Source organism: Leclercia sp. GLN_9 (genome assembly GCF_043105735.1).
Taxonomy (GTDB): Bacteria; Pseudomonadota; Gammaproteobacteria; order Enterobacterales; family Enterobacteriaceae; genus Enterobacter; species Enterobacter adecarboxylatus.
Genome location: NZ_JBICLV010000015.1, coordinates 176336 through 192751, shown reverse-complemented (window position 1 = coordinate 192751; position 16416 = coordinate 176336). Strand labels below are relative to the sequence as shown.

The 16416-nt window shown below is 58.6% G+C and carries 12 protein-coding genes; 6 read left to right on the top strand and 6 right to left on the bottom strand.

The annotated features are described in order from the left end of the window. Positions 1-86 precede the first annotated feature (86 nt). Together ACF8PE_RS09790 and avtA are read left to right on the top strand one after the other, a co-directional pair. Positions 87-2117 (top strand): alpha-amylase, encoded by a 2031-nt coding sequence (locus ACF8PE_RS09790; protein WP_392494807.1) that lies wholly within the window; start codon positions 87-89, stop codon positions 2115-2117. A 225-nt stretch (positions 2118-2342) separates the two neighbouring features. Next, positions 2343-3599 (top strand): valine--pyruvate transaminase, encoded by a 1257-nt coding sequence (avtA, locus tag ACF8PE_RS09785; protein ID WP_059308989.1) that lies wholly within the window; start codon positions 2343-2345, stop codon positions 3597-3599. A gap of 4 nt (positions 3600-3603) precedes the next feature. Here the strand turns inward: avtA and ACF8PE_RS09780 are convergent, their stop codons facing one another. Then, the gene (locus ACF8PE_RS09780; protein ID WP_151583429.1) at positions 3604-4074 is read right to left on the bottom strand and encodes a 4Fe-4S binding protein; all 471 of its coding nucleotides are present in this window, start codon (positions 4072-4074) and stop codon (positions 3604-3606) included. 125 nt (positions 4075-4199) lie between these two features. Further along, the gene (locus ACF8PE_RS09775; RefSeq protein WP_151583428.1) at positions 4200-5018 is read right to left on the bottom strand and encodes a helix-turn-helix domain-containing protein; all 819 of its coding nucleotides are present in this window, start codon (positions 5016-5018) and stop codon (positions 4200-4202) included. A 225-nt stretch (positions 5019-5243) separates the two neighbouring features. Between ACF8PE_RS09775 and ACF8PE_RS09770 the strand changes: the two genes are divergently transcribed. Together ACF8PE_RS09770 and ACF8PE_RS09765 are read left to right on the top strand one after the other, a co-directional pair. Further along, a complete protein-coding gene (locus ACF8PE_RS09770; protein WP_032615784.1) occupies positions 5244-6644 on the top strand; it encodes an MFS transporter in 1401 nt (466 codons plus the stop codon). Between the two features lie 10 nt (positions 6645-6654). After that, entirely contained in the window at positions 6655-8613 is a 1959-nt protein-coding gene (locus tag ACF8PE_RS09765; RefSeq protein ID WP_392494806.1) for a glycoside hydrolase family 127 protein, read from the top strand. A 108-nt stretch (positions 8614-8721) separates the two neighbouring features. Here ACF8PE_RS09765 and ACF8PE_RS09760 read toward each other — a convergent pair whose 3' ends face one another. Further along, positions 8722-9462 (bottom strand): MipA/OmpV family protein, encoded by a 741-nt coding sequence (locus ACF8PE_RS09760; RefSeq protein WP_103793353.1) that lies wholly within the window; start codon positions 9460-9462, stop codon positions 8722-8724. A 119-nt stretch (positions 9463-9581) separates the two neighbouring features. On the opposite strand from ACF8PE_RS09760, the gene ACF8PE_RS09755 reads away from it, so the two are divergent. Next, positions 9582-10544: a LysR family transcriptional regulator gene (locus tag ACF8PE_RS09755; protein WP_191153257.1), complete on the top strand. Its 963-nt coding sequence runs from the start codon at positions 9582-9584 to the stop codon at positions 10542-10544. Here the strand turns inward: ACF8PE_RS09755 and aldB are convergent. Next, the gene (gene aldB / locus ACF8PE_RS09750) at positions 10541-12079 is read right to left on the bottom strand and encodes an aldehyde dehydrogenase AldB (RefSeq protein WP_032615779.1); all 1539 of its coding nucleotides are present in this window, start codon (positions 12077-12079) and stop codon (positions 10541-10543) included. The two genes, ACF8PE_RS09755 and aldB, sit on opposite strands and share 4 nt — an antisense overlap. A gap of 166 nt (positions 12080-12245) precedes the next feature. Here aldB and ACF8PE_RS09745 point away from each other — a divergent pair, with 166 nt between their 5' ends. Then, entirely contained in the window at positions 12246-13133 is an 888-nt protein-coding gene (locus tag ACF8PE_RS09745; RefSeq protein WP_059308994.1) for an ROK family protein, read from the top strand. Here ACF8PE_RS09745 and selB read toward each other — a convergent pair. Then, positions 13130-14986: a selenocysteine-specific translation elongation factor gene (selB, locus tag ACF8PE_RS09740; RefSeq protein WP_392494805.1), complete on the bottom strand. Its 1857-nt coding sequence runs from the start codon at positions 14984-14986 to the stop codon at positions 13130-13132. The two genes, ACF8PE_RS09745 and selB, sit on opposite strands and share 4 nt — an antisense overlap. Next, positions 14983-16368 (bottom strand): L-seryl-tRNA(Sec) selenium transferase, encoded by a 1386-nt coding sequence (gene selA, locus ACF8PE_RS09735; protein WP_059308996.1) that lies wholly within the window; start codon positions 16366-16368, stop codon positions 14983-14985. Before selA ends, selB begins: the two co-directional genes overlap by 4 nt. Positions 16369-16416 lie beyond the last annotated feature (48 nt).

Sequence of the window (16416 nt, the reverse complement as noted above, 5' to 3'; positions counted from 1 at the left end):
TCCTCCCTGCGCGATAGCGCCAGGGGATGAGTTAGCCCTCTACAATAGATGGCAAACTGAACAAAATGCTGTGACAGGAAACCGGTATGAAACGTTCCGCTCTCGCTCTTCTTCTCTTGCCTGCCATGGCCAGCGCCGACTGGTCAGCGCCGGGTTTTCCAGCCTTTACCGCCGAAGGTTCGGGGGTATTCACGGCACAGGCAAAGCTGACGAAGGGTACCCGCCCGCTGACATTGAGTTTTGACAAGGCGTGCTGGCAGCCCACAAAGGCGATAAAACTCAATGAGATGATGTCACTCAAGCCTTGTGAAGGCGATCCGGTGCAGTGGCGCCTGTTTCGCGATGGCGATTATCAGGCGCGGATTGATACCCGCTCCGGCACACCCACACTGATGCTGACCGTCGCCAGCGAGAGCGAAAAGGCGGTGACCCGCGTGGTACGCCAGTGTCCGAAATGGGACGGCAATCCCTTAACGCTCGACGTCAGCAGCACCTTCCCGGAAGGGAGCGTGGTCCGTGATTTTTACAGCAAACAGACCGCCACCGTGCAACAGGGCAAAATTACCCTGCAACCCGCGCCGGGCAGCAATGGTCTGCTGTTACTGGAGCGTGCAGAGACGGATAAACCCGCCCCGTTCAGCTGGCAAAACGCCACCGTCTATTTTGTCCTGACCGACCGGTTTGTGAATGGCGATCCGGGCAACGACAACAGCTACGGACGCCATAAAGATGGTATGCAGGAGATCGGCACCTTCCACGGCGGCGACCTCAAAGGCCTCACCAGCAAACTGGATTACCTGCAACAGCTCGGCGTTAACGCCCTGTGGATCAGCTCGCCGCTGGAGCAGATCCACGGTTGGGTCGGCGGCGGCACCAAGGGTGACTTCCCCCATTATGCCTATCACGGCTACTACACCCAGGACTGGACCCGGCTTGATGCCAACATGGGTACAGAAGACGATTTACGCCATCTGGTGGACGAAGCCCATCGCCGGGGGATCCGCATCCTGTTTGACGTGGTGATGAATCACACCGGTTACGCGACCCTGGCAGACATGCAGGAGTACCAGTTCGGCACCCTCTATCTGCAGGGTGATGAGCTGAAGAAAACCCTGGGCGACCGCTGGACCGACTGGAAGCCGGCCGCCGGGCAGAGCTGGCACAGCTTTAACGACTACATTAATTTCAGCGATAAAGCCGCATGGGAAAACTGGTGGGGCAAAAAGTGGATACGCACCGATATTGGCGATTACGACAACCCCGGTTTCGACGATCTGACCATGTCGCTGGCCTTCCTGCCGGATCTGAAAACCGAATCCACCACTCCGTCGGGCTTGCCGAATTTCTATCGCCATAAACCCGACACAGGGGCACAACTCGTTGATGGCTACACGCCCCGGGATTATCTCACCCACTGGCTGAGCCAGTGGGTGCGGGATTACGGGATCGACGGTTTCCGCGTTGATACCGCCAAGCATGTTGAGCTGGCCGGCTGGAAACAACTAAAAGACCAGGCCAGCGCCGCGCTGGCAGCCTGGAAGCAGGCCAACCCGGAGAAAAAACTCGACGATGCGCCTTTCTGGATGACCGGCGAATCCTGGGGGCACGGGGTGATGCAGAGCGATTACTATCGTCATGGCTTCGATGCGATGATCAATTTTGATTACCAGGAGCAGGCGGCGAAAGCGGTGGAGTGCCTGGCCGACATCGACCTCACCTGGCAGCAGATGGCGGAAAAGCTGCAGGGCTTTAACGTCCTGAGCTATCTCTCCTCCCACGATACCCGCCTGTTCCGCGAGGGCGATCAACGTGCGGCAGAGCTGCTGTTACTGGCTCCGGGCAGCGTACAGATATTTTATGGCGATGAATCCGCGCGGCCCTTTGGCCCAACCGGCTCCGATCCGCTACAGGGGACGCGCTCCGACATGAACTGGCAGGATATCAGCGGTTCACAGGCGGCGACCGTTGCCCACTGGCAGCGGCTCGGACAGTTCCGCGCCCGCCATCCGGCGGTAGGGGAAGGCACGCAAACCACGCTGACGATGCCTCAGGGCTACGGCTTTGTGCGTGAACATCAGGGCGACAAAGTGATGGTGGTCTGGGCGGGTAATCGCTAGCGTCTACCTGTGTCCCCTCTTCCTCACGGGAGAGGGGGCCGATCGTGGAAAGCGTTTTGTCGGGATGACGCAGCCCGGCGGGCAGTGAAGCACAGGATTATTCGCTGCCTGATGGCAAACTGATAACACAAAACCGCACTTCTCCGTTTCCACGCTGATTTGCACCCAGGCAGTTGTAGGGTTATGGTGAGCCACACTTAGAATAGGCTCGACAGAACACCTGCTATGACTTTTTCACTTTTCGGCGACAAATTCACCCGCCATTCAGGCATTACCCGCCTGATGGAGGATCTCAACGACGGGCTGCGCACACCGGGCGCCATCATGCTCGGCGGCGGTAACCCGGCACAAATTCCAGAGATGAACGCCTATTTTCAGACGCTCCTCGCTGACATGCTGGAAAATGGCAAAGCCACTGATGCGCTGTGCAATTATGACGGCCCACAAGGGAAAACCGAGCTGCTTGCCGCACTGGCGGAGATGCTGCGCGACACCCTCGGCTGGGAGATTGAACCACAGAATATTGCACTGACAAACGGCAGCCAGAGCGCGTTTTTCTACTTATTTAACCTCTTCGCGGGCCGACGTGCCGACGGCACCACTAAAAAAGTGCTCTTCCCGCTGACGCCGGAATACATCGGTTATGCCGACTCCGGCCTTGAGGACGACCTTTTCGTCTCCGCGCGCCCTAACATTGAGCTGCTACCGGAAGGCCAGTTCAAATATCACGTCGATTTTGAGCATCTGCATATTGGTGAAGAGACGGGGATGATCTGCGTCTCGCGTCCGACCAACCCAACCGGGAACGTGATCACTGACGAAGAGCTGATGAAGCTGGATGTGCTGGCTAACCAGCACGGCATTCCGCTGGTGATTGATAACGCCTATGGCGTGCCCTTCCCGGGCATCATCTTCAGCGAAGCGCGCCCGCTGTGGAACCCGAACATTGTTCTGTGCATGAGCCTGTCCAAACTGGGGCTGCCGGGCAGTCGCTGCGGGATCATCATCGCCAATGAGAAAATCATCACCGCCATCACCAATATGAACGGCATTATCAGCCTGTCTCCGGGTGGGATTGGCCCGGCAATGATGTGCGAGATGATTAAGCGCAACGATCTGCTGCGCCTGTCCAATGAAGTGATTAAGCCGTTTTACTATCAGCGCGTACAAGAGACGATCGCCACCATCCGCCGCTATTTACCGGAAGATCGCTGCCTGATCCACAAACCTGAAGGGGCGATTTTCCTCTGGCTGTGGTTTAAAGATCTGCCGATCACCACTGAACTGCTGTATCAGCGCCTGAAAAAACGTGGGGTATTGATGGTGCCGGGAGATTACTTCTTCCCGGGGCTGGATAAACCCTGGCCGCACACTCACCAGTGCATGCGCATGAACTATGTCCCGGATCCGGAAAAAATCGAAGCCGGAGTGAAAATTCTGGCGGAAGAGGTCGAGCTTGCCTGGCAGGAAAACGGTCTCTGACGTTTTACGCCAGAAAGCGCAGCCGTTCGGCGCGTAATCTGGCGGGATCGACGCAGCGTAACGCGTAGGTTGGGCAGGCCGCGACACAGGCCGGCCCCTCTTTACGGTGCGCGCAGCGGTCACATTTCAGCGCCTGAACCTGTTCAGCACTGCCGGTCACCTGCATCGCCCCGAACGGACAGGCCAGCATGCAGCTTTTACAGCCGATACAACGCGCCTGATCTACCAGCCAGACACCCGCCAGCCGCTGAATAGCCTGGGTCGGGCAGACGTTGGCGCAGGGCGCATCCTCGCACTGGTGACAGGTGACCGCCGTGGTAAACGTGCCGCCCTTCACCACCCGGATACGCGAAGTAAAGTTGCCAGGCGTAACGGCCGCACAATTCTGATCTTCCTGATGCGACACCACGCAGGCCACTTCGCAGGTGCGACAGCCAATACATTTCGCCGGGTCCGCCATAATAAAGGGATTCATCGCCTGCTCCATCCTGACTCAAAAAGTCAGGTTGCCAGAGTGCCCGACACGAGCGCTTTGATCAGACAGGGTAAAAGACCTGATTTGTGCGCTCTGCCGTAAAAACTGGCCATCTGCCCCAGAACTCAGCCGGAATTAATATGCTCCTTACAATAGCGTCGTTTCCAGACGGCGGGCGTTAACCCGGTGTGCTTACGAAAGATCTGCCGGAAGTAACCCACGTCGTTAAAACCGCAACGTGTCGCCACTTCTTTCAACGATACGGCATCGTTGAGTAAGAGCTTTTCGGCGGCCCTGACGCGCTGGCGGTGAATGGCCTCGGTCAGGGTCAAATGGAACACACGGCGAAACACCCGCCCCAGGTAATCCGCGTTGCAGTGCAGCTCTCTGGCCAACGATGAGGTGGAGAGCGGCAGATGAAACTGGGTGCGGATCAGCTGCCGGGCCTTCCACGCCAGGTTCACCCCCGCCTCATCCGGCGGCAGTTCTTGCCCGGCGGCCAGGGAAAGCTGTTGCAGGATCAGCAGCAGAATAAATTCCAGCGCCAGGCTGCGCTGAAGCTTCTCCTGCTCGGTCATAAATTGCCGGAACAGCGCAATCATCGCCTGCGGATCGCCGGTTTTGCCGTGCTGCTGTACTGACAACAGGGTGCTCCAGGCGGAAGAGGAACTCTGCTCCTCGACCTCAAAATGCAGCCAGTAAAAGCGTAAATTGGCGGGGAAATCCTCCACTCCTTTATGCCGACGATGCGGCCAGAGCAGTAAACTCTCCCCGGCATTGACCTCGAAAACGGTCCCCTCCTCCTGGATCGTTAATGTCCCCTTTTCGACAAAGATGATTTCCCAGGAGTCGAGCTTACGCGCCGGGTGCCGCCCCACGCCCCGGGAGATAAAGAATCCCCCGTTCTGCACTTTAATCGGAAGTGTTATGGATAATTCGAGCATCGCTATTCATTTTCCCGCTATTTATGGACATTTATTGCCGATTTACTCTTGATTATTAACGGTTAATTGTTAATCGCCCGATCTGAATCACATTTTGAGAACAAGGTCGGAATCCTCACCTTTTTATACTTTTCTCTTCCCTTGTTGGCACCAGGGAACAGTGCAAAATTAATCGGGTACCTGACAAAACAACATAAAAAATCCGATAACCCGAGGAGTTACCTCATGACTTCCACTCCGATTACACAGACAGAGATTGCCCAACAGGCCATCAACGATCGCCTCTCGGTGCGAGAAAAAATCGGCTACGGCCTGGGTGATGCGGGCGGGACGGTAATCACCTGTCTGATCATGAATTTTCTTACCTTTTTCTATACCGATGTATTTGGCTTAACCCCGGCGCTGGTCGGCACGCTGTTTATCGCCCTGCGCATTTTTGACGCCATCTCCGATCCGGTGATGGGGATTATTGCCGACCGTACCCAAAGCCGCTGGGGACGCTTTCGCCCGTGGCAGCTGTGGGTCGCCGTCCCCATTGGTATTATTGGCGTCCTGACCTTCACCGTGCCGGATGCCGGGATGGGGGTCAAAATCGCCTGGGCATTCGGCACCTACCTGCTGCTCTCGGTGGGGTATACCGCCATCAACGTGCCTTACTGCGCGCTCATCAACACCATGACCACCCGCCACAGCGAGGTGCTCTCCTGTCAGTCCTGGCGCTTTGTACTGTGCGGTGTAGCCGGTTTTCTGGTCTCGGTCGGCCTGCCTTGGCTGGTTTCGGCACTCGGCCAGGGCAATGTGGCGCAGGGGTATCAGCTCGGCGTGGGAGTGCTGTGCGCCATTGCGGTAGTGATGTTCCTGTGCTGCTTCTTCTGGGTGCGCGAGCGTGTGCCGCTGGCGCTGATGGGCAAGTTCACCCTCAAGGAGCACCTTGCCGGTCTGCGCAAAAACGACCAACTGCTGCTGATGCTGGTGATGTCCTTCCTGCTGATTAACGTCTTTAACATCCGTGGCGGCGGCTACATGTATTTCATCACCTACGTGCTGGAAGGCAGCACCGCCTATACCTCGCTGTTCTTCACCATGGTGACCTTTGCCGCCATTCTCGGGGCGGTGATCGTCAACCTGCTGTCGCGCCGCAGCGATACCGTCAAACTCTACTACTACACCAACCTGGTGCTGGCGGTACTGGCGGCGGGAATGTGGTTCCTGCCCGGCGGCCCGGCGCACCAGACCCTGTGGCTGATCGTTATCCTGGCGAACGGGGTGATCCTCGGCTTTACCCTGCCGCTGCACTTCGCGTTAATGGCCTTTGCCGACGACTACGGCGAGTGGAAAACCGGCGTGCGCTCTTCCGGGATGAACTTCGCCTTTAACCTGTTTTTCATCAAGCTGGCCTGGGCCTCAAGCGCCGGGATCATCAGCCTGGTGTTCATTTTTGTCGCCTATCAGCCGGGGGCGGGCAACCAGACAGCCGCCTCGCTGCAGGGCATCACCACCATGGAAACCCTGCTACCTGCCCTTTTCCACCTGCTGCTGGCACTGGCGATCCGCAAGTGCCGACTCAATAACCCGATGATGGCGCGCATTGCCACCGACCTGCGCCAGCGTCACGCTCACGCCTGAGGAGAACATGATGTCCATAATGGAACCCGACCTGCACAAACTGAAAATCAGCGACCCGTTTTTGGGCCAGTATCAACAGCTGGTGCGCGATGTGGTTATTCCCTACCAGTGGGACGCCCTGAACGATCGCATCACCGAGGCCGAACCGAGCCATGCGATCGCCAACTTCCGCATTGCGGCAGGCCAGCAGAGCGGAGAGTTTTACGGGATGGTCTTTCAGGATAGCGACGTAGCCAAATGGCTGGAGGCCGTGGCCTGGTCGCTGTGCCAGAAACCCGACGCCGAACTGGAAAAAACCGCCGACGAGGTGATCGAACTGGTGGCCGCCGCGCAGTGCGACGATGGCTACCTGAACACCTATTTCACGGTAAAAGCCCCCGACGAACGCTGGACGAACCTGGCCGAATGCCATGAGCTGTACTGCGCCGGGCACATGATTGAAGCGGGCGTGGCGTATTTCCAGGGCACCGGCAAACGCCGTCTGCTGGAGGTGGTCTGCAAGCTGGCCGACCATATCGACAGCGTGTTTGGCCCAGGCGAGCAGCAGTTACATGGCTATCCCGGCCATCCCGAGATCGAGCTGGCCCTGATGCGCCTGTTCGATGTCACCCAGGAGCCGCGCTATCTGGCGCTGGTGAAATATTTTGTCGAGGAACGCGGCACCCAGCCGCACTTCTACGACATCGAATATGAAAAGCGCGGTAAAACCTCGTACTGGAACACCTACGGTCCGGCGTGGATGGTGCAGGACAAAGCCTACAGCCAGGCGCATCAGCCGCTGGCCGAACAGCCCATGGCGATTGGTCATGCGGTGCGCTTCGTCTATCTGATGACCGGTGTGGCGCATCTGGCGCGCCTGAGCCAGGACGAAGGCAAACGTCAGGACTGCCTGCGCCTGTGGAACAATATGGCGCAGCGCCAGCTGTACATTACCGGCGGGATCGGATCCCAGAGCAGCGGCGAAGCCTTCAGCAGCGATTACGATCTGCCCAACGACACCGTCTATGCCGAAAGCTGTGCCTCCATCGGCCTGATGATGTTTGCCCGGCGGATGCTGGAGATGGAGGCCAACAGCCAGTACGCCGATGTGATGGAGCGGGCGCTGTACAACACCGTTCTGGGCGGCATGGCGCTGGACGGGAAGCACTTCTTCTACGTTAACCCGCTGGAGGTGCATCCGAAATCGCTGACGTTTAACCATATCTACGATCACGTGAAGCCGGTTCGCCAGCGCTGGTTCGGCTGCGCCTGCTGCCCGCCGAATATTGCCCGCGTGCTGACCTCCATCGGTCACTACCTCTATACCGTCCGTGAAGATGCGCTGTTTATTAACCTCTACATCGGCAACAGCATGGCCTTCCCGGTAGGCGACAAAGAATTGCAGGTGCGGATCAGCGGCAACTACCCGTGGCAGGAGCAGGTCACTATCGACATCACGTCGCCGGTGGCGATCGACCACACCCTGGCCCTGCGTCTGCCGGACTGGTGCGACAATCCGCAGCTGACGCTGAATGGCGAAGTCGTTACCGGGGAGGTGCGCGCGGGGTATCTCTACCTGACCCGCCGCTGGCAGGAGGGCGACAGGCTGCAGTTAACCCTGCCGATGCCGGTACGCCGGGTATACGGCAATCCGCAGGTGCGCCAGCAGGCCGGGAAAGTGGCGATTCAGCGCGGGCCGCTGGTCTACTGTCTCGAAGAGGCCGATAACGGTGCCGGGCTGCATAACCTGATCCTGCCCGCCGACAGCAAATTTAAGCTCCTGGAAGGCAAAGGGATTTTTGCCCACAAGGTGCTGCTCCAGACCCAGGGTTACACCCGCCACACCGCGAACGCGGAGCACCAGCCGCTGTGGCAGTACGATCGCGCCCCGACCACGCAGCAGGCGCAGACGCTGACCTTTATTCCGTGGTTTAGCTGGGCGAACCGCGGCGAAGGGGAAATGCGCATCTGGATAGATGAGGCAAATTAAAGCCGGACGACGCTGCACATACCCAGCCCGGGAAACAGGTCAGGTATGGGCAGCGCCACCCGGATCAATTGAGGCTGCCTTCATCCCTGAGGGCAGATTTTTGGCCTGTTAAAATTTCCAGGAGAGACCGGTCATCAGCATAAAGCTGTCGTCACGGTCGATCATCGGGCTGTTTTTCACGTCGTCAGGCAGTACGGTATAGACTGCGCTGGCGTTCAAATAGAGGTTCTGCGTCAGCCGGTATTTCGCCGCCAGGCCGATATACGGGGTGACCGTGTCGCCCGCGGTATAAGACTGCAGAGCGCTGCGGCGGGACTCTTTTTCTGAGACGCCGTAGTAGTAATCATTGAAGCTTTCGTCGTGGAAGAAGACGCCCACCGACGGCGTCAGGGTCAGGCGCTCCATGCGGATCGGACGGAAGTAAGTCATCTCGCCCATCGCCCCACCGCTTTCGTCCATCGCATCGGCGGCCAGGGCAAACTTCAGGCTCCCCCAGCTTTCGTGGCGGTAGTAGGCTCCGCCCAGCATCACAGAGGCTTTACGCTCATCCAGCTGCTTCATCCCATGGTCGTCGTTATCGTCCGGGTCGAAGTGCAGCGGCATCCAGGAGGCGGTCAGGCTCAGTTCGTTTTTGGCATCTTTCCAGACGATCCAGCCGCCGGTGGTCTGGCGCACGTAGACGTACTGGCCTTCGTAGCTCATGAACGGGACTGCGGAGACGTTCTCGTTATAGCCTTTATAGGGTGATTCATTAAAAAATGCGCCAGCGCCAATTGAAAAGTCATCGGCCATTGCGGACGTTGCCGTAAATAAAGCGGCCGCGATGAGGAAATTCTTTTTAAACTTCATTGTTTGCAATCCATTAAATGTCATACGACGCGGCGCATAATAATGGTTACAAAAATGGCGATGCAATGCCGTTATTTGTATAATATTATATATAAATTCATATAGATGGGCGTCAGGCAATGAACAAAATGCAAATCAAGCCACGAGAATTAAAAATCATTTCCGTTATTGCCGCGACCCACAGTATTGGTGATGCTGCCGCGTTATTAGGGATGGCCCAGGCCAACGTCAGTAAATATCTTGCTGATTTCGAAACCCGCGTCGGGCTGAAGGTTTTTGAGCGTACCACCCGCCACCTGGCGCTGACCCAGTTCGGTGAATCATTACTGCCTTTCATCGAGGCATCGCTGAAAAAAAATGAGCAACTGATTAATTTCATTGCTGATTATAAGCACGAAAAACGCGGCAAGGTCACTATCTATGGGCCATCGGGGATCATGTCTTACCTTGCCCGCCAGGTGATTCATGAGATCAAGGATATTGGCGATATCCGTATTAGCCTGAAAACTTATAACCTCGACAGGAATGAATTTTTCGAAGGGGTGACCTTTCCCGACGATTGCGACATTTTAATTACCTATGCCCAACCCAAAGATGAAAACCTGGTCGCCACCACCTTAACCAAATATTCTCTTACCGCTTTCGCTACCCCGGAATATATAAAAAAACACCCTATTAGCAAACCCGACGACCTTATTAATCACTCCTGCATTCTTATCGACTCAATGATAATTGATGACGCTAATATCTGGCGTTTTCGCGTGAATAATAGCGAGCAGGTTCTCGATTATAAAGTTTCGGGCAATTATATTTGCGACAACACCCAGACGGCGCTGGAGTTGGCCCGCAACCATCTGGGGATCGTCTTTGCGCCAAAAGAGAGCCTGACACGGGAGATAGAAGAGGGGTCAATGGTGCCCTGTTTCATTCAGCAGGAGGAGTGGTGGCTGGATCTGGTGGCTATCTTCCGTAAACGTGACTATCAGCCGTGGCGGGTGCAGTTTGTTCTGGATGGGGTATTGAATACGCTGCGTAAACAGATTGAGCAGACCCCCCGGGGGCGGTCTGCTCTCAAAGGTTAGAACAGGCCCAATGGCTTATCGGAGTAGCTGACCAGCAGGCATTTGGTCTGCTGGTAATGTTCCAGCATCATCTTGTGAGTTTCACGGCCAATGCCCGACTGCTTATATCCACCAAACGCGGCATGGGCCGGGTAAGCGTGATAACAGTTGGTCCACACGCGTCCGGCCTGGATCCCGCGTCCCATCTGATACGCCAGATTGCCGTTACGGCTCCAGACCCCCGCTCCCAGGCCATACTGCGAGTCGTTGGCCAGCTCCAGCGCCTCCTCCATGGTTTTGAAGGTGGTCACCGCCAGCACCGGGCCGAAGATCTCCTCCTGGAAGACGCGCATGTTGTTTTTGCCGGATAGAATGGTTGGCTCCAGGTAGTAACCCTCTTTCAGCTCGCCATCCAGCTGCTTACGCCGCCCGCCGGTTAAGATCTCAGCGCCTTCATTCTTACCGATATCAATGTAGTTGAGGATGGTCTCAAGCTGCCCGTGTGATACCTGGGCACCCATCTGGGTGACGCTGTCCAGCGGGTTGCCGCTGCGGATCGCCTCTACGCGGCGGATGGCGCGCTCCATAAAGCGCTCGTAGATCGACTCCTGCACCAGCGCCCGGCTTGGGCAGGTGCAGACTTCGCCCTGGTTGAAGGCGAAAAGCGCAAACCCTTCCAGCGCCTTATCAAAAAAGGCATCCTCTTCATCCATCACGTCGGCGAAGAAGATGTTCGGGGATTTCCCGCCCAGCTCCAGCGTCACCGGAATGATGTTCTGGGTGGCGTACTGCATGATCTGCTGGCCCACTTCGGTGGAGCCAGTAAAGGCCACTTTGGCGATCTTTTTGGAGGTCGCCAGATACTCACCAATTTCGCCCCCGGCGCCGTTGACCACGTTCACCACCCCCGGCGGGAGCAGGTCGCCCACCACTTCCATCAGCAGCAGTATCGACAGTGGCGTTAAGCGCGCCGGTTTCAGTACCACGCAGTTCCCGGCGGCGAGCGCGGGGGCCATTTTCCAGGCCGCCATCAGCAGGGGGAAGTTCCACGGAATGATCTGCCCGACCACGCCCAGCGGCTCATGGAAGTGATAGGCAACAGTGTCTTTATCCACCTCGCTAATCCCGCCCTCCTGGGCACGAATACAGGAGGCGAAATAGCGGAAGTGGTCAATCGCCAGCGGCACGTCGGCGGCCATGGTTTCACGGATCGGTTTGCCGTTGTCCCAGGTCTCAGCCGTGGCCAGCAGCTCCAGGTTCTGCTCCATGCGATCGGCAATCTTGAACAGGATCGCGGCGCGATCCTGCACCGAGGTGTGCGCCCATTTCTCTTTTATCTTGTGGGCAGCATCCAGCGCCAGATCGATATCGCGCTTGCCGGAGCTGGCGATTTCGCACAGCGGCTGGCCGGTGACCGGGGTGAGGTTCTGGTAATAATCGCCGTCGACCGGAGGAACCCAGTCGCCGCCGATAAAGTTGTCATAACGGGCTTTCAGTTTAAGGGGGAAACCATATTCGCCGGGCAGGATACGTGCTGAGGGAGGGTTATTCGTCATGACTATCTCCTTGCGTGAAGTGTCCTTCAAAGGTAGACCGCGGCGGTGTTTTTTTCGCCAGCCATCGCTTGCTTTGCGAGCCTCTTCACGCATTACCTTACTTTACGTTTGGTTTTCCGCCCTGAGCCATACTTAAAGCGCACAACACTGGCAGAGGGAAGGTTAAATGCGGCTTTTTATCGGCTTCGACGTGGGCGGAACCCACATTAAACACGGCGTGATCGACGAGGACGGAAACGAACTCACCACCGATCAGTTTGATACGCCGGAGGATGAAGAGAGCTTTAAGCAGCAATGGCGCGAGGTGGTCGAGGCCTACCAGAACGAACACGAGATTGCCGCGATCGGGGTGAGCATCCCCGGCCACATCAATACCCATACCGGCGAAGCGGCGAAGGCTGGCGCGCTGGAGTATCTGGATAACGTCAACCTGTACGACCTCTTCGCAGAGCTGACCGACCTGCCGCTGGTGGCCGATAATGACGCCAGCTGCGCTGCCCTCGGCGAACGCTGGTGCGGCGCAGGACGAGAGTATGAGAATTTTGTCTGCATGACGCTTGGCACCGGCATTGGCGGCGGGATCGTACTCGGGGGCGATCTCTATCGCGGCTCACACTATCGCGCCGGGGAGTTCGGGGTGATGCCGGTCGGTAAGCATGGCGAAGGGATGCATGAGGTCGCCTCGGCCAAAGGGCTGATGGAGACCTGCCGCCGGGCGCTGGGGGTCTCCGGGGATGATATGCCGAAAGGCGAAGAGCTGTTCGAGCTGATGGAGAACGATCTGCACCTGCGCGAAGCGGTGGAAGAGTGGGCGTTGTTCCTCGCCCGCGGGGTCTACAGCGTCATCTCGATGTTCGATCCGCAGGTGGTCCTGATCGGCGGCGGTATCAGCGAGCAGGAGAAAATTTATCGGCTACTCGATAAACACCTGCAAACCTTTGAAGAGTGGGAAGCGTTGCAGGTGCCCATCCTGCCCTGCCAGTTAGGGAACCAGGCGGGCAGACTGGGCGCCGTATGGCTGGCGAAACAGAAGCTCGCCAGCAAAAAGGATTAACGCTGCTGCGTCTCGTCGGCAAAGAGTAGCGCATCCCGCAGAAGGTGATCGTTACCGCGGCGGCGGGTAAAGCCAATGCGGTTGAAGTACTCGAGGATCTGGATCGCCAGCTTACGCCCGACGTTCAGCCGGTCGCGGAAATCCGCCGCGCAGGTGGAGCCGCGCTCGCGATCCAGCTCGCGGATCAGGTTGGCAAAGGTGACGATCCGATGGTGACGGTAATAACGGTCTTTGACGATGGCGGTAATCAGCCCCTGCTGCGCCGCATGTTTTAGCACCTGACGCATGGTTTGCTCGTCAGTGGCGGTTTCGCGGGCGAGGTCGCGCACCCACCAGGGTTCATCACCAAACAGGGCGTCTGCTTTTTCCCACACGGCCTGCTGCGCCGGGGTAAAGCCCGCTTTATGATCCGGCAGGTGCAGCCAGCCGTGGTAGCTGTGCAGCTCGCCGCTCTCGCGCATCTGCTCGATCAGCAGCAGAACCAGGGCCTCGTCCTCCATCGGCAGCGCCATACGACGCAGGCGTTCCCGTCCAGGGCCAGGTTCATCCTGATGCTGCTGATGGTAGGTCGTCAGCACCTCCAGAATTTTACGCTGCCAGCGCGCCGCGACAGCGGTGTTTAACAGGCTGGAACCGGCCTGGATAAACTCCGGCTGTTGGGTCAACTGACGCAGCCCCTCACCGCTGAGCTGGCGTGCCCAGCCGAACGCATCCAGATTGACCGCCCCGCGCTCCAGATGCACCCGCAGTGCGGCGTGGTCATCTTCTGCCGGTGCCAGCATCGCCAGCCATTGAAGGTATTCTGGTTTACGCTTCCCGCGACGCGGCGGATTGAGGGTCACCACCCGCGCCCCGGCCAGGGTCATGCGGGCAGAAATATCGCGCAGCACCAGCCGATCGTTGTCGGCCAGCCACAGCGGAGAATCGAAGACCAGCTCCGCCAGCGTTCCTTCCAGCAGCGAAACGCGGCCGGTAACGTGGCTGGCGGCATGGTGAATATGCAGCGGCTGCCACTGCGCCAGCGGCACATCGCCTTGCAGGGTGACGATCACCCGCGTGGTCGGCTCCGGGGGCGCGTCGGCCAGCAGCCAGTCCCCGCGGTTCAGCGCCGCTTTTTCCGTGTCGCCCACCAGGTTGAGGGCAATGCGTTGCCCGGCATGGGCCTGCTCAACAGGCTGGTTTTGCGCATGCAGCCCACGAATACGCACCGGTTTGTTAACCCCGGTCAGCCACAAGTTATCGCCCACCCGTACTTCGCCCGAGAGCGCCGTACCGGTGACCACCAGACCGGCCCCTTTTACGGTAAAGGCGCGGTCGATGGCCAGACGGAAGCGATGGTGTTCCGCGTGGGCGCGGGCCGGGAGCTGTTGCAGATGGGCGCGCAGAGCATCTACTCCTCGCCCCTCGGTGGCAACGGTGACAAACAGCGTCGCATCGGCAAAGCCATACTCCTGCAGGGTGGCAAGCACCTCTTCGCGCACCGCCTCTACCCGGTCGTCGTCAACGCGATCGGCTTTGGTCAGGGCTACCGTCAGCTGCGGGTTGCCGGTCAGCTGGAGGATTTGCAGGTGCTCGCGCGTCTGCGCCATCACCCCGTCATCACAGGCCACCACCAGCAGGGCATGGTCGATCCCGCCGACACCCGCCAGCATGTTGGACAAAAACTTTTCGTGCCCGGGGACGTCGATAAACCCTAGTACCCGGCCATCTGGCTGCGGCCAGTAGGCATAACCCAGATCGATGGTCATGCCGCGCTTTTTCTCTTCCGGCAGACGGTCGGCATTGACGCCGGTGATCGCCTGCAGCAGGGTGGTTTTGCCGTGGTCAACATGACCGGCGGTGGCAATAATCATTTCAGCAACATCTCCAGAAACTGTGCTTCATTTTCCAGACAGCGTAAATCCAGCCACAAACGTCCGTCCTTTATCCGACCCAGTACCGGCACGGGCAGGGCTCGCCAGCGTAACGCCAGCGCCTCCAGCTGCGCGCCGCGCCCGTCGCGTGGGGCGAAGGTCAGGGCGGCTCCCGGAAGGCGGTCCACCGGCAGCGAACCGCTGCCAGGCTGTGACAGGCACTCTTCCACGCGAACCTCAAAATCAGGGTAATGCGGCGCGACCTGCGCCAGCAGGCGCTCCCCCTGACGATGGATCGCGGCAGCGTCGCGGCTCAACAGGCGCAACGTCGGTAAGCGTTCACCCAGCGTCTCCGGGTGGAGATAGAGGCGTAAAGTGGCCTCCAGCGCGGCGAGGGTCATTTTATCCGCGCGCAGGGCGCGTTTCAGTGGGTGCCGTTGCAATCTGGCAATCAGGTCGCGTTTACCGACGATGATCCCGGCCTGCGGGCCACCCAACAGTTTGTCGCCCGAGAAGCTTACCAGACTGACACCGGCGGCAATTAACGCCTGCGGCATCGGCTCTTTCGGCAGGCCATAGCGGCTGAGATCCACCAGCGAACCGCTGCCCAGATCGACGACGACCGGCACGCCCCTCTCCTGCCCGATGCGTACCAGTCCGGCCTCGTCAACGGCATGGGTAAAGCCTTCGATCTGGTAATTACTGGTGTGGACCTTCATCAGCAGGGCGGTATTGTCGTTGATCGCCGCCGCGTAATCCCGGTCGTGGGTGCGGTTGGTGGTGCCCACTTCCCGCAGCTGGCACCCGGCCTGCGCCATCACGTCGGGAATGCGAAACGCCCCGCCGATCTCCACCAGTTCGCCGCGGGAGACCACCACCTCTTTACCGCTGGCGGTCGCGGCCAGCATCAGCAGTACCGCTGCGGCATTGTTATTCACAATGCAGGCATCTTCCGCACCGGTGAGCTGGCACAGCAGCGCCGCCAGCGGCCGATCGCGATGGCCGCGCCCGGCGCCGTCAAGATCGTACTCCAGGGTAACCGGCGTCTGCATCGCCTGGGTTACCGCCTCTACCGCCTCCTGAGCCAGCAGCGCGCGGCCCAGATTGGTATGCAGTACCGTGCCCGTCAGGTTTATCACCGGCCGCAGACCCGGAGCGTCAGCCATTGCCAGCCGTTTTTCGGTCTCCTGCGCCCAGTCATCACACCAGGCCGGCAGACGGTTGTCTGCGCGGATCCCGGCGCGGGCTTCATCCTGCAACAGGCGTAAGGTATCCACCGTTCGGCTGTGGCCAAACCGGGCAATAACAGCGGTAAGACGGGCGTCGCGAAGCAGACGATCGGTCGCGGGAAGTTGGCTATAAAGAGCGTGCTGAGTAGTCATGAAAGCGCCTGACGGTTGGGTATCTTCCCCCCTCCCGACGGGAGAGGG

Bases quoted from the DNA above. Each gene is read 5' to 3' on its own strand.
- ACF8PE_RS09765 (WP_392494806.1), top strand. From the start codon at position 6,655: ATGTCCATAATGGAACCCGACCTGCACAAACTGAAAATCAGCGACCCG.
- ACF8PE_RS09770 (WP_032615784.1), top strand. From the start codon at position 5,244: ATGACTTCCACTCCGATTACACAGACAGAGATTGCCCAACAGGCCATC.
- ACF8PE_RS09760 (WP_103793353.1), bottom strand. From the start codon at position 9,462: ATGAAGTTTAAAAAGAATTTCCTCATCGCGGCCGCTTTATTTACGGCA.
- avtA (WP_059308989.1), top strand. From the start codon at position 2,343: ATGACTTTTTCACTTTTCGGCGACAAATTCACCCGCCATTCAGGCATT.
- selB (WP_392494805.1), bottom strand. From the start codon at position 14,986: ATGATTATTGCCACCGCCGGTCATGTTGACCACGGCAAAACCACCCTG.
- aldB (WP_032615779.1), bottom strand. From the start codon at position 12,079: ATGACGAATAACCCTCCCTCAGCACGTATCCTGCCCGGCGAATATGGT.
- ACF8PE_RS09755 (WP_191153257.1), top strand. From the start codon at position 9,582: ATGAACAAAATGCAAATCAAGCCACGAGAATTAAAAATCATTTCCGTT.
- ACF8PE_RS09780 (WP_151583429.1), bottom strand. From the start codon at position 4,074: ATGAATCCCTTTATTATGGCGGACCCGGCGAAATGTATTGGCTGTCGC.
- ACF8PE_RS09790 (WP_392494807.1), top strand. From the start codon at position 87: ATGAAACGTTCCGCTCTCGCTCTTCTTCTCTTGCCTGCCATGGCCAGC.
- ACF8PE_RS09745 (WP_059308994.1), top strand. From the start codon at position 12,246: ATGCGGCTTTTTATCGGCTTCGACGTGGGCGGAACCCACATTAAACAC.
- ACF8PE_RS09775 (WP_151583428.1), bottom strand. From the start codon at position 5,018: ATGCTCGAATTATCCATAACACTTCCGATTAAAGTGCAGAACGGGGGA.
- selA (WP_059308996.1), bottom strand. From the start codon at position 16,368: ATGACTACTCAGCACGCTCTTTATAGCCAACTTCCCGCGACCGATCGT.